Source organism: Paraburkholderia ferrariae NBRC 106233 (assembly GCF_000685035.1).
GTDB classification, from domain to species: Bacteria; Pseudomonadota; Gammaproteobacteria; order Burkholderiales; family Burkholderiaceae; genus Paraburkholderia; species Paraburkholderia ferrariae.
The window spans coordinates 63,184-76,311 of sequence record NZ_BAYB01000021.1 but is presented as its reverse complement, the minus strand read 5'-3'; the positions used below and the strand labels follow the sequence as shown (position 1 = coordinate 76,311).

11 protein-coding genes and 1 tRNA gene are annotated in these 13,128 nt (G+C 67.4%); 2 read left to right on the top strand and 10 right to left on the bottom strand.

Annotation, left to right across the window (positions count from 1 at the left end; translation table 11 throughout):
• Positions 1 to 55: 55 nt before the first annotated feature.
• Positions 56 to 2,350, top strand: a complete 2,295-nt coding sequence (mrdA, locus tag BFE01S_RS21600; protein WP_028227292.1) for a penicillin-binding protein 2 — start codon at positions 56 to 58, stop codon at positions 2,348 to 2,350.
• A 10-nt stretch (positions 2,351 to 2,360) separates the two neighbouring features.
• Positions 2,361 to 3,527, top strand: coding sequence for a rod shape-determining protein RodA (gene rodA, locus BFE01S_RS21595; protein WP_407668236.1), 1,167 nt, complete (start codon positions 2,361 to 2,363; stop codon positions 3,525 to 3,527).
• A 46-nt stretch (positions 3,528 to 3,573) separates the two neighbouring features.
• Here the strand turns inward: rodA and BFE01S_RS21590 are convergent, their stop codons facing one another.
• The 10 genes from BFE01S_RS21590 to rsmB form a co-directional block, all read right to left on the bottom strand.
• A complete protein-coding gene (locus BFE01S_RS21590; protein WP_084170089.1) occupies positions 3,574 to 4,239 on the bottom strand; it encodes a tetratricopeptide repeat protein in 666 nt (221 codons plus the stop codon).
• Positions 4,240 to 4,292: 53 nt separating this feature from the next.
• On the bottom strand, positions 4,293 to 5,075 hold the full coding sequence (locus tag BFE01S_RS21585; protein WP_028227289.1) for an HpcH/HpaI aldolase family protein: 783 nt from the start codon (positions 5,073 to 5,075) through the stop codon (positions 4,293 to 4,295).
• 270 nt (positions 5,076 to 5,345) lie between these two features.
• The gene (queD, locus tag BFE01S_RS21580; protein ID WP_028227288.1) at positions 5,346 to 5,789 is read right to left on the bottom strand and encodes a 6-carboxytetrahydropterin synthase QueD; all 444 of its coding nucleotides are present in this window, start codon (positions 5,787 to 5,789) and stop codon (positions 5,346 to 5,348) included.
• 31 nt (positions 5,790 to 5,820) lie between these two features.
• Entirely contained in the window at positions 5,821 to 6,453 is a 633-nt protein-coding gene (gene queE / locus BFE01S_RS21575) for a 7-carboxy-7-deazaguanine synthase (protein WP_028227287.1), read from the bottom strand.
• A 146-nt stretch (positions 6,454 to 6,599) separates the two neighbouring features.
• A complete protein-coding gene (gene queC / locus BFE01S_RS21570) occupies positions 6,600 to 7,334 on the bottom strand; it encodes a 7-cyano-7-deazaguanine synthase QueC (RefSeq protein ID WP_028227286.1) in 735 nt (244 codons plus the stop codon).
• A gap of 235 nt (positions 7,335 to 7,569) precedes the next feature.
• Positions 7,570 to 7,645, bottom strand: a tRNA-Phe gene (locus tag BFE01S_RS21565).
• A 161-nt stretch (positions 7,646 to 7,806) separates the two neighbouring features.
• The gene (gene esaR, locus BFE01S_RS21560; protein WP_028227285.1) at positions 7,807 to 8,493 is read right to left on the bottom strand and encodes a response regulator transcription factor EsaR; all 687 of its coding nucleotides are present in this window, start codon (positions 8,491 to 8,493) and stop codon (positions 7,807 to 7,809) included.
• The gene (locus BFE01S_RS21555; protein ID WP_028227284.1) at positions 8,494 to 10,905 is read right to left on the bottom strand and encodes a sensor histidine kinase; all 2,412 of its coding nucleotides are present in this window, start codon (positions 10,903 to 10,905) and stop codon (positions 8,494 to 8,496) included.
• Positions 10,895 to 11,485, bottom strand: coding sequence for a DUF4390 domain-containing protein (locus BFE01S_RS21550; RefSeq protein ID WP_028227283.1), 591 nt, complete (start codon positions 11,483 to 11,485; stop codon positions 10,895 to 10,897). Before BFE01S_RS21550 ends, BFE01S_RS21555 begins: the two co-directional genes overlap by 11 nt.
• Positions 11,482 to 13,020 (bottom strand): 16S rRNA (cytosine(967)-C(5))-methyltransferase RsmB, encoded by a 1,539-nt coding sequence (rsmB, locus tag BFE01S_RS21545; protein ID WP_042338177.1) that lies wholly within the window; start codon positions 13,018 to 13,020, stop codon positions 11,482 to 11,484. The genes BFE01S_RS21550 and rsmB overlap by 4 nt, the downstream gene beginning before the upstream one ends.
• Between the last annotated feature and the right edge of the window lie 108 nt (positions 13,021 to 13,128).

The window sequence follows — 13,128 nt, the reverse complement described above, 5'->3', positions numbered from 1 at the left end:
AAACCTCTCACGTACCCCGGTCCGCTCATCCGCTCCCGCGGGGCGGATTTTTCGCATGACCGAATTCAAGGACACCCAGCAGCAGATCTCGAAGTTCCGCCTGCGCGTTGCGGCGGCGGGACTGTTCGTGTTCGTCTGCTTCGGGTTGATCGCTTTCCGCTTCCTGTACCTGCAGGTGTGGAACCACAGCAAGTACTCGCTGCAGGCCGACGAAAACCGCATCTCGGTCGCGCCCATCGTGCCTAACCGCGGCATCATCACCGACCGCAACGGCGTCGTGCTGGCGAAGAACTACTCGGCCTACACGCTCGAAATCACGCCCTCGAAGCTCACCGACACGCTCGACAACACGATCGACCAGCTCTCCACGGTGATCCCGATCGACGCGCGCGACCGCCGCCGCTTCAAGAAGCTGCTCGAAGATTCGAAGAACTTCGAGAGCCTGCCGATCCGCACGCGCCTCACCGACGAAGAAGTCGCGCGCTTCACCGCGCAGCGCTACCGCTTCCCCGGCGTGGAAGTGCGCGCGCGTCTGTTCCGCCAGTACCCGCTCGGCCCGACGGCCGCGCACGTGATCGGCTATATCGGCCGCATCTCGCAGCGCGACCAGGAGCGCATCGACGACATGAGCGACCAGAACGACAGCGATCCGGAGCACTACGATCCGCGTCTGGACGCGAACAACTACAACGGCACCGACTACATCGGCAAGATCGGCGTCGAGCAGAGCTACGAAACCGAGCTGCACGGCCTGACCGGCTTCGAGGAAGTGGAAGTGACGGCGGGCGGCCGCCCCGTGCGCACGCTTTCGCGCACCCAGGCCACGCCCGGCAACAACCTCGTGCTCTCGATCGACATCGGCCTGCAGGAAGTGGCCGAGCAGGCCTTCGCGGGCAAGCGCGGCGCGCTGGTGGCCATCGAGCCGTCCACGGGCGACGTCCTCGCGTTCGTCTCGGCGCCGAGCTTCGACCCGAACGCCTTCGTGGACGGCATCGACCAGCAAACCTGGGACGACCTGAACAACTCGCCCGATCACCCGCTGCTGAACCGCCCGCTGCACGGCACCTATCCGCCGGGCTCCACCTACAAGCCGTTCATGGCGCTCGCCGCGCTCACGCTGCACAAGCGCACGCCGCAATGGGGCTTCTCCGACCCCGGCTACTACATGTTCGGCGGCCACCGCTTCAACAACGACGTGCGCAGCGGCCAGGGCTGGGTGGACATGAACCGCGCGATCATGGTGTCCAACGACACCTACTTCTTCATGCTCGCGCACGACCTGGGCGTGGATGCGATCGCGAACTTCATGAAGCCGCTCGGCTTCGGCCAGCTCACCGGCATCGACATCGCGGGCGAGGCGCGCGGCATCCTGCCCTCCACCGAATGGAAGCGCAAGGCCTACCGCAAGCCCGAGCAGCAGAAGTGGTACGAAGGCGAGACCATCAGCCTCGGGATCGGCCAGGGCTACAACTCGTTCACGATCCTGCAGCTCGCGCACGCCACGGCCACGCTCGCCGACAACGGCGTGCTCATGAAGCCCCACCTCGTGAAGGAAATCGAGAACCCGATCACGCACGAGACGCGCCTCACCGTGCCGACCGAAAGCGGGCGCCTGAACGTCTCGCAGGCCGACATCGACGTCGTGAAGCGCGGCATGGAAGGCGTGACGATGAACCCGTCGGGCACCGCGTACCAGATTTTCGCCAATGCGCCGTACACCTCGGCGGGCAAGACCGGCACGGCCCAGGTGTTCTCGCTGCAAGGCGGGAAGTATCAGGCGCACGCGCTCGCCGAACACCTGCGCGACCACGCGCTCTTCATCGCGTTCGCGCCGGCCGACAAGCCGCAGATTGCCGTCGCGCTGATCGTCGAAAACGGCGGCTGGGGCGCGCAGGCCGCGGGCCCGATCGCACGCCGCGTGCTCGACTATTACCTCGTCGACCGGCACAAGCCCGGCGCGCTGCAGGCCGAAGTGGCCGCGGCGGCCTCGGCGGCCCAGGAGGCCTCGGCGCCCGTGATCGGCGCGTCCGAGCCGGTTTCCGATACGCAGCCGGTCAAGGTGGCCGCCGGCTTCACGCCGCTGCCCATTCCCGGCGCAGCCTCGGCGGCGGCCGCCGCTTCGGCTGCCGCGGCGGCTTCGGCCGCTTCCGAAGCGGCGGCGCCGGCGGCTGGCGCCTCGAGCGCAGCCGCCGCCAGCCGCGCGAACGCGGCCAGCGCACCACACCGCAGTCCTGCGCGCCACCCGCGCCGGCCGGCGAGCGAGCCCGACGCCACGCTCGCCGCGCCGCCGCGCGACGACGACGCCCAGCCGGCACCGCCGAAGCCCGCCAGCGGCGGCATCGACGAGTAAGGAGTCCGCCATGCCATTTATCCAGTTCGACAAGATCGACAAGCGCGCGGTGCTCGATACGATCCGCAAGATGTTCATCGGCTTCGACGGACCGCTCGCGCTCACCGTGTTTCTGCTCCTGTGCGTCGGCATCGTGACGCTCTACAGCGCCACCATCGACATGCCGGGCCGCGTCGAGGACCAGTTGCGCAACATCATGCTGACCTTCGTGCTGATGTGGGCGCTCGCGAACGTGCCGCCCACCACGCTCATGCGCTTCGCCGTACCGGTCTACACCTTTGGGATTGCGCTGCTGGTCGCGGTGGCGCTCTTCGGCCTCACGCGCAAGGGCGCGAAGCGCTGGATCAACGTGGGCGTGGTGATCCAGCCTTCGGAGATTCTCAAGATCGCCACACCGCTCATGCTCGCCTGGTATTACCAGCGGCGCGAAGGCGTGGTGCGCTGGTACGACTTCGTGGTGGGCTTCGTCATCCTGCTCGTGCCGGTGGCCCTGATCGCCAAGCAGCCCGACCTCGGCACCGCCGTGCTCGTGTTCGCGGCGGGCCTGTTCGTGATCTATTTCGCCGGGCTCTCGTTCAAGCTGATCGTGCCGGTGCTGATCGCGGGCGTCATCGCGGTCGGGTCGATCGCCGCGTTCCAGGACAAGATCTGCCAGCCGCAGGTGAACTGGCCGCTCATGCACGACTACCAGAAGCACCGCATCTGCACGCTGCTCGACCCCACCTCCGACCCGCTCGGCAAGGGCTTCCACACCATCCAGGCGGTGATTGCGATCGGCTCGGGCGGCCCGTTCGGCAAGGGCTGGCTCAAGGGCACGCAGTCGCACCTCGAGTTCATCCCCGAAAAGCACACCGACTTCATCTTCGCCGTGTTTTCGGAGGAGTTCGGCATGGCGGGCGGGCTCGTGCTGCTCACGCTCTACATGTGCCTGATCGCGCGCGGGCTCTATATCGCCGCGAACGGCGCGACGCTGTTCGGGCGATTATTGGCCGGGTCCCTGACCATGGCCTTCTTCACCTATGCGTTCGTGAACATCGGCATGGTGAGCGGCATCCTGCCCGTGGTGGGCGTGCCGCTGCCGTTCATGAGCTACGGCGGCACCGCGCTCACGACGCTCGGCATCGCGATCGGGCTCATCATGAGTGTGGGCCGCCAGAAGCGGCTGATGCAGAGCTAGTTCCGGCGGCGCACTGTCCGTTCCTGCGGTGCGCGCCGCGCCGTTCTCACTGCGTCGCGCCCGGCGCCGACTTCTGCAACTGCGCGCTCAGCTGCTGGTACTTGAGCAGCGCCACCCGGTCGCCCTGTGCCGCCGCGGCCGCATAGTAGGCGCGGGCGACGTTGATATTTTTCGGCACGCCGTCGCCGCCGCGCTCGTAGAACGAGCCGGTCACGTACTGCGCCGTCATGTCGCCGCCCTCGGCCGCCTTCTTGTACCAGTAGAACGCCTGCTTGTTGTCGCGCGCCGTGCCGCGCCCGTCGAGGTACTGGTTCGCGAGCGCGAGCTCCGCCTGGGTGTGGCCCTGCTTCGCCGCCTTCAGGAACCACTGGTGCGCCTCGACCGGATTCTTCCCGACGAAGTCGCCATCGTCGTACATCTTCCCGTACACGTACTGCGCATGCGACATGTTCGCTTCGGCCGCCTTGTGCAGCCACTTGCGGCCCTCGCCGACATCGGTCGCGCCGCCCTCGCCGTTGAGCAGCATCATCGCGTAGTCGAATTCCGCGAGCCGGTTGCCGCGCGCGGCCGCCGCGCTGAATTCGGTGCGCGCGACGCCCAGGTTGCCCGCGTTGTAGTCGGCGACGGCGTTCGCCGTCTGCGGGTCGGCCTCGGCGGCCGATGCTTTCGGATCGGAGGCCCCTGCCGCGAGACACGCCGCGGCCGCCGTCATCGCGCCGCAAGCCACTGCGGCACGCACCCATACCCTCACCACTGCCCTACGCTTCACGATCTCGCCTCCTGCAGCGCCTGACGCGTCGCGCGCACGAGCCAGATGACATCGGCCGCCAGCGCGATAAAACTGAAACCCTGATCGCGATACTGCTTCGCCTGCGCCGCATCCATGGCGAAGATGCCGGTCGCGACGCCGGCGCTGCGTGCCGCCGCGACGATGCGCGCCGTCGCGGCCTGCACGTCCGGATGCTTCGAATCGCCCAGATGGCCGAGACTCGCGGCGAGATCGGCCGGGCCGACGAAGAGACAATCCACGCCGGGGGTCGCGGCGATCTGCTCGACCTCGGCAAGCGCCGAAGCCGATTCGATTTGCAGGATCGTCGCGATCTGCGCGTTCGCGCCGTGCAGGTAGTCGCGCCGCATGCCATAGGCCGCAGCACGAACCACGCCCGCTACGCCGCGGCGCCCGTTGGGCGTGTGTTCGTCCGGATACTGCGTGTAGCTCACCGCCAGCGCCGCTTCCTCGGCCGAGCCGATATTCGGAAACATCACCGTGCGCGCGCCCGCGTCGAGCACGCGCTTGACGAGCCACGGCTCGCTGGTCGGCAGGCGCACGACGGGCTCGGTCGGCAGGTGCGCCGCAGCAATCGCGCGCAACTGGGCGACGGTGTCGGCGCTGTCGTTCGGCGCATGCTCCATGTCGATCAGCAGCCAGTCGAAACCGGCATGCGCGAGCGCCTCGGCGGCGGTCTCGCTGCCCATCGAAAGCCACAGGCCAAAGAGCGGCCCCGCTTCTTTGAGGCGTTCCTTGAGGGGATTGGTGAAGGTGCTCATCGCCCTGCTCCCGGCGAGGCTGCCGGATGCGCACGGTGCGCGGGGACGCACGCTCCCGGCGACGGTAAAGCCCGCATGTCTCGCTCCGTTATGTTGTATGGCCGCGCGCGGTGGTGCGCGGCCTTGCGGGAACAATCATACCGCGACAATAAATCGGGCCGCAGAACGAAAAACCCGGCCGGGGAGCACGCGGTGGGAAGCGGATGAGGCGGGGGTCGCCCGCCGGAGGCGGCAGGCGAGAGTGCGGAGAGGGAAGACCTGGGGGAGGTCTTAGTCGCGGACGACTTCGGCCCAGCAGTTCGGCGTCTCGTAGAGGCGCACCTTGTGCAGTTGCAGATTGACGCCGTAGTGCGCGTCGTACACGTTCGCGAGAATTTCGAACGCAATGGCCGCGAGATTCTCGACCGTCGGGATACGGTCGATCACGACCGTCTTGTGGCCCGGCATGGTGTCGAGAAAGCTGTGCACCTGCGTGTCGCCTTCATAGACGATGAACGCGTGATCCCACAGATCGACGAGATGCTGGTTCGCGAGCGCCTTCACGTCCGCGAAGTCCATCACCATGCCGCGGTCGGGCGCGCCTTCGGTTTCCACGGTGTCGCCCTGCAGCGTGACTTCCAGCACGTAGCGATGGCCGTGCAGGTTGCGGCACTGGCTGCGGTGGTCGGGGATGCGGTGGCCCGCGTCGAATTCGAGTTTTCGGGTGATCGTCAGCACGGCGCTTCTGGAAAATTCGGAAGAAGGGTCAGGGAATGTTCAGGTATTTGTGAGTCTGCATCGAAAGGCGCCATTGCGGGTGGCGCTTGCACCAGTCGATGGCGAGCTTCGTGTTCAGGTCGCGCGAAGGGCCGTCCATCGGCTGGACGAGGAAGTACTCGAAGTCCAGCTTCGCATAGTCGGCGAGGCGCTGGTTCTCCTGCGGCACGACCACCTTCAGTTCGTTGCCCTTCGTCACGACGAGCGGCGCGTCGGCCTTCGGGCTCACGCAGATCCAGTCGATCGACTCCAGCACCGGCAGCGAACCGTTCGTTTCGATGGCGATCTCGAAGCCGGCGGCATGCAGCGCATCGACGAACGGCTGATCGATCTGCAGCATCGGCTCGCCGCCCGTGCACACCACGAAGCGGTTGCCCTCGCCCTCGGGCCAGAGCGACGCGATCATCGCCACGAGCGCTTCGGGCGTGCGGTACTTGCCGCCGTTCTCGCCGTCGGTGCCGACGAAATCGGTATCGCAGAAGCGGCACACGGCCTCGGCGCGATCTTCCTCGCGGCCCGACCACAGGTTGCAGCCGGTGAACCGGCAGAACACGGCCGGGCGCCCGGCGTTCGCGCCTTCGCCCTGCAACGTGTAGAAAATTTCCTTTACCGCGTAAGTCATGCTGCTACCTGATCGGATCGTGGTGGTGAGTTCGGCGCTTCCCCACGCGCGAGGCAGGGTGCTCCGAGGGTCCCAACGGCCCCGGCGACTCTGCGCTCTCGCATGCCCCACACGCCGCCGGTCAGCCAGATTTGCGCCCGGCCGGCTCAGACCGGCGCTTCGGTAACCTTCTCGCCCGCGAGGAACGCTTCGTAGCCGCGCTTGCGCAACTTGCAGGCCGGGCACTCGCCGCAGCCAAAGCCCCAGTCGTGCAGTTCGGCGCGCTCGCCGACATAGCACGTATGCGTCTCGACGCGCACCAGTTCGACCAGTTCCTCGCCGCCCAGTTGCTGCGCGAGGCGCCAGGTGTCGGCCTTGTCGAGCCACATGAGCGGCGTTTCCAGCACGAAGCGGCTGTCCATGCCGAGGTTCAGCGCCACCTGCAGCGCCTTCATGGTGTCGTCGCGGCAGTCGGGATAGCCCGAAAAATCGGTTTCGCACATGCCGCCCACGAGCACGCGCAGACCGCGCCGGTAGGCGATCGCCGCGGCGATCTGCATGAACATCAGATTGCGTCCGGGCACGAACGTATTCGGCAGGCCGCTCGCGGCGGTCTCGATCTCGATCTCGCGCGTCATGGCCGTATCGCTGATCACGCCGAGCACCGAGAGGTCGATCATGTGATCGTCGCCGAGGCGCTGGCCCCACTCGGGGAACGTGCTTGCGATGGCGGCGCGAAAGCCGTCACGGCACTCCAGTTCGACGCGATGGCGCTGGCCGTAATCGAAGCCGAGCGTCTCGACGGTATCGTAGCGCTCGAGCGCCCAGGCGAGGCAAGTGGCCGAGTCCTGGCCGCCGGAAAACAGCACGAGTGCGCCGTTTTTAGCGTCTGTTCGTGTCACCGTGAAACTCCGTGTGTGAGGTTCCCGTGCGGCTTCGCGAAGGCCGCCCGCCGCTCATGGGGCAGGCGCTTCGCGCTGCGCGGGACCGGCGCCGTGCCGGCCCATGCAGTATAGGCCGCCGGCCTCGCGGGCAAGATCGGCGCACGCTTATACCGCTAATCGTCCGACACATGCCGCCGCCCACAGAACAACGAAAAAGCCCCAGGAATCGTGCGATCTCCTGGGGCTCAAATTCTGGTGGCCTGGGGCGGAATCGAACCACCGACACGCGGATTTTCAATCCGCTGCTCTACCAACTGAGCTACCGGGCCAACGAAGAAGCGAAAGTATAGCGGCTCCTGACAGCTTGCGCAAGCCCCCTTTCGAGACTGCGAGGAAACCGGGGAAACCGGGAGAACCGGGAAGAGCACTGCGGGGAAACTGCGGAGATGGCGGCAGGCAAAACGCGGTTGAAGCGGCGCCGCCTTCGCCCTCATTCCCCCTTGTTCTTGCCGAGGTCCACGCCGAGCTGCTTGAGCTTGCGATACAGGTGCGTGCGTTCGAGCCCGGTTTTCTCGGCCACGCGCGTCATGCTGCCGTTCTCGCGCGCGAGGTGGTACTCGAAGTAGGCGCGTTCGAAGGCGTCGCGCGCATCGCGCAGCGGAATGTCGAAGGAGATCGAAGCCGTTTGCGCGGGCGGCGCGGCGAGCGGCGCGCCATCGGCCGCGATCACCGGCAGCGCCGCTGCGGACGCGACCACGGCCGGCCCGCCCGCCGCCGGCTTGCCGCCGGCCTGGGGCGCCACGTTCGCCGCGGTGCCGCGCGCGAGACCCTGCTCGACGGCCTTCAGCAGCTTTTGCAGCGCGATCGGCTTTTCGAGGAAGTTCAGCGCGCCGATCTTGGTCGCCTCGACCGCGGTGTCGATCGTTGCATGCCCCGACATCATGATCACCGGCATGGTGAGCTGGCCCTGCGCCGCCCATTCCTTGAGCAGCGTGACGCCATCGGTATCCGGCATCCAGATATCGAGCAGCACCAGGTCCGGAACCTGACGCAAACGGAACTCGCGCGCCTGCTGCGCGTCCTCCGCGAGCTCCACGACGTGTCCTTCGTCGCTCAGGATCTCCGAGAGCAATTCCCGGATGCCCATTTCATCGTCTACCACCAGGATGGTTGCCATTTACGCTGCCTTTGTCTGCACTGTTGCTTTTGTTCCCGGCTCCACGGCTGCACGCGCGCTGCGCTCGCCCGCGGGGGGCGCTGCAACGTCGTCGGCCAGCTGGAGAAAGAGAATCGAGATCTGCGCGCCTTCGATCACGTCGCCCGCCTTCATGCGGTTGCGAATGTCGATGCGCGCGCCGTGCTCGTCGACGATCTTCTTGACCATCGCAAGCCCGAGTCCTGTTCCTTTGGCTTTGGTCGTCACGTAGGGTTCGAATGCCCGTGTCAGGATGCGCGCCGGGAAGCCCGGCCCGTTGTCCGACACCGTGAGGCGCACCGCCACGCGCGTATGACCGTCCGCGTCCGGGTCTCCGTATTCTACGGCGCGCGTTTCGAGCACGACATGAGGGGCCGGCGTGTCCGCCACCGCATCTTGCGCATTCTGCAGCAGGTTGTGAATCACCTGGCGCAGTTGCGTCGCGTCCCCGCGTATCACCGGCAGCGCCGAAAGCTCCACCTTGATCGCGCTCTTGCCTTCTTCCGCGCCATAGAGCGTGAGCACCTCGCTCACGAGATCATTCAACTGCAGGTTCGCCAGCACCGCGGGCGGCGTGCGCGCGTAGTCGCGGAAGTTGTCCACCATCTGCTTCATCGCGGCCACCTGGTTCACGATCGTCGTCGCGCCGCGCTTGAGCACTTCGGCGTCGGCGGGCGCGAGCTTGTCGGAGAGCTTCATCTGCAGGCGTTCCGCCGAAAGCTGGATCGGCGTGAGCGGGTTCTTGATCTCGTGCGCAAGACGCCGCGCCACTTCGCCCCATGCCACCGAGCGCTGCGCCGAGATCACGTCCGAGATGTCGTCGAACACCACCACGTAGCCCGAGGTCTGCAGGTCGCCCGCGTCGCGGCCCGTGTCGGAGACAAGGCGCGCGCCGCGCACGAGCAGCGTGAGCGGCTCGGTCTCGCCGGGAATCGGCACCGAGAACTGCTGCTGCCAGTGGCGGTGCTGCTTGTCGCCGTCGCTCATCGCCGCTTCCTGGTCCGCGAAGGCCTTGCGCACCATCGCGCCGAACTCCGCCAGCACGCCGATGTGGTCGAGCGGCACGCCGAGCTGCGACTGGAACGGCTGCCGGAAAATGCGTTCCGCGCCGGGGTTCGCGGTGCTCAGGCGAAACTGGCGGTCGAACACGAACACGCCCGCAGTGAGGTTCGTGAGAATGCTTTCGAGGTACGCCTTCGAATGTTCGAGCGCGATGCGGTTCTTCTCGACGGCCAGACGCGCTTCGGAGAGCTGGCGCGTCATGGCGTTGAACGACTGCGTGAGAAAGCCCAGTTCGTCTCGCGACTTGATTTCGCGCTTGGGCGTGTAGTCGCCCTCGGTCACTTCCTTCGTGCCCTGCGCGAGCAGGAAAAGCGGCCGCGCAAGCTGGTTGCCGAGCGCGAGCGCGAGCATCATCGCCACGAAGGTCGCGAGGAAGAGCGCGAGCGTGAGCGTGCCGATGTACATCTTGCGCAGGCCCGTGCGGCCCAGCGCCTTCTCCTGATACTCGCGGTACGCGCGCTGCACGGCATCCGCATTGCGCGCGAGACCGGCAGGCACCGGCTGCTCCAGTTGCAGGAAACGCTCGGTGGGCTGCAGGTCGGTGGTATTCCCGTCCGGTATGCGCGTCACCACGCGCAGGCGCAGCGCGCCCTTGGGCCCATGCTCTTTCGGATCGCCATCCACTTCGCCTTCGATCGCCGCATAGCCGCGGCCGCGCGCCTGGTCGATCATGAGCGGCGTGGGCACGTCGGCCGGCATGAGCGACGAGAAGTTGCTCGACGCCTGCGCGACCACGTGCAAGTCGGGCGCCGCGCCCGACATGCTGCGCACCGGCGCGACGATCATGGCGTCCTGCACGCCGAACTGGTCGCGCGTGCGAAGCAGCGTGAGCGTCGTGCCCGCGGCGTCGCCGTTCGCGATCTGCTCGGCCATCAGGCGCGCCTTCGTCTGCAGGTCCGAGAGCGAGGCGTCGAGCATGCCGCGCCCGAGATTGAGGCCGGACGTGAGCGCGGTCTCGACGTTCACGTCGAACCACGATTCGATCGAGCGCGAGACGAACTGGTACGAAACGATGTAGATGATGCCGCCCGGCACCACGCCCACGAGCGCGAAGAAGAACGCGAGCTTGGCGAGCAGCCGCGTGCCGAACTTGCCGCGCCTCAAGCGCACGACGATCACGATCACGAGCGCGGTGACCACCGAGAGGAAGATCAGTGCGACGACGATGTTGGCCGCATAGAGCCAGCCGTAGTAGCGGTCGAAGAACTCGGTGTTCGCGCTCGCGGCGGCGAGCAGCAGGAGCAGCAGCGTCGCAGTGAACGCGACGGTGGAGACCAGCAGCCTGACCACGATGCTGGTGACGCTGGTGGCGCGGCGCACTTTATTTAGCACGTTCGGTCACCGTGAAGTTAAAGCGCTTCCAGTCGGAAGAGAGGTTCCAGTCGCGGTTGTTCACCGCATCGATCTGAAACGGCTTGGGCATGAGCGCGACATCCAGTTGCATGCGCACCGAAGCGGTATAGGTCTCGCCCGGATGCACGTCGCCGCGCTCGATCACATGCCACGAGGTGACGTGCTTGATGACGGCGAGCGCGTCCGAAAGCGTCGAGAAGCCGAGTTGCAGGCCCCCGGTCGATACGCGATATTCGCGCGTAAGCGGCTGGAACGAGAGGCGGATGCTCTGCGAAACGCTCACCGGCTGTTCGTCGAACCAGTACCAGCGCGGGCGCGTGAGTTCGAAGTCGGTGGTGAAGTAGAGCGGGATGCCCTTGTTGACCGCGTCTTCCAGGCTGCTGTTCAGGTCGAAGTCGAAGCGGGCGTCGAGACTCCAGCCCGTGCCGTCGGCTTGCAGCGACGCACGCTGCACCGCGATCGAATCGGCGCGCGCCGGCGTCGCGGCGATGAAGCCGGCGGCAAGCACAATCCAGATCAGGGCCGCGAGCCGCAGCGGGAAGAAGCGTTTAATGATCACCGTTTCTGAAAGCGCGCGTAGAAGAATCCGTCGTGGTCGGCGGTGCGGCCCGGCACGGCGCGGGCATGAGCCTCGCTGCCTGCCGCAGGAGGCCGCGCCTCGCCGGCTGCGCCGCTGTCTGCCCCCCCGGCCGGCGCGCCGATTGCCGCGGGCAGCAGTTGCCCCGGCGCGTCCAATCGTACCGCATCCGCGTGGGTGCTTTCAAACCAGCGCGCCTGCGCCTCGCCTTCCTCGGGGAAGATCGAGCAGGTCACGTACAGCAGTTCGCCGCCCGGCTTGAGCAGCGGCCACAGCGCATCGACGATACGGCGCTGCTCCCCGGCGAGCGCCGCGATATCGGTCGGACGACGCAGCCAGCGGATGTCGGGATGACGGCGCACGATGCCCGAAGCCGAACACGGCACGTCGGCGAGGATACGGTCGAACGGCTGACCGTCGTACCAGGCGGCGGGGTCGCCCGCATCGCCCACCACGACCTGCGCGTGCCGCCGGGGATGCGCGGGATCGTCCGCCGCGAAACCGAGACGCGCAAAATTCTCGCCGATGCGGGCCGCGCGCGTCGCGTCGCTTTCGAGCGCGATCAGGTCGATGTCGGCCAGTTCGAGCAGATGGCCGCTCTTGCCGCCGGGCGCGGCGCAGGCGTCGAGCACGCGCTGGCCGTCGCGCACGTTCAGCAACGGCGCCGCGGCCTGCGCGCCGGCGTCCTGCACCGAGACGTCGCCGTCCATGAAGCCCGGGATGCGATCGACCGGCAGCGGCGTCGCGAGGCGCACCGCATCGTCGCCGATCTTTACGGCATCGATGTTCGCCGCTTGCAGGCGCTTGACGTAGTCGGCTGCGTTCGTGCGGCGCGCGTTCACGCGCAGCGTGAGCGGTCCCTGCGTGTTGCCGGCGGCGAGAATCGCCTGCCAGGCGTCGGGCGCGGCGGCGCGAACGGCGTCGATCCACCAGCGCGGATAGTTCCAGCGCGCCACCTCATCGCTTTGAGCGGCGGCCAGCGATGCCTCGCGCTCGCGCAGAAAACCGCGCAGCACGGCGTTCACGAGACCCTTCGCGAACGCCACGTCGCGACGCGCGCTCACCGCGCGCACGGCCTGATCGACAACGGTGAACGGCGTATAGGCGGCGTTCGCCTCGTCGTCCACGAGCAGCGCGAACGCGCAGGCCAGCATGTTGGCGACCGCGGGAGGCGGCGCCTTGCTCACGCGTTGGCGGATCAGCCAGTCCACGAGGCCGAGGCGCCGCATGGTGCGATAGGCGATGTCCTGCACGGCGCCGCGCGCGAGCGGCGCGAGGTCCGCCGGCAACGCGGCAAACGCGCTGCTCAGTGCGGCGGGCAGCGCCGCGCCGGCGCGCACTGCGCCGACCGCCTGCGCAGCCTGATCGAGTGCGAAGCCAAGCGAATCGGGTGCCAGATGCACGGCCGCATGCGAGGCGGCAGGGCCTGCCCCCGATTGCTGCGCATTCCTGCGCGTATGGCCAGTGCGCGCGCCGCGGGACGGGGCGGCAGGCCGCCGGGAAGAGCTGGAAGTCATGAAGAAACCGGAAGCGCACCGCACGGAGCCGCGCGGCGCAAACGATGCATTGTAGCGTGGCGTGGGCGCAACGCTCCGAACATACCGCGTGGGGTGCGAGGATGCGCG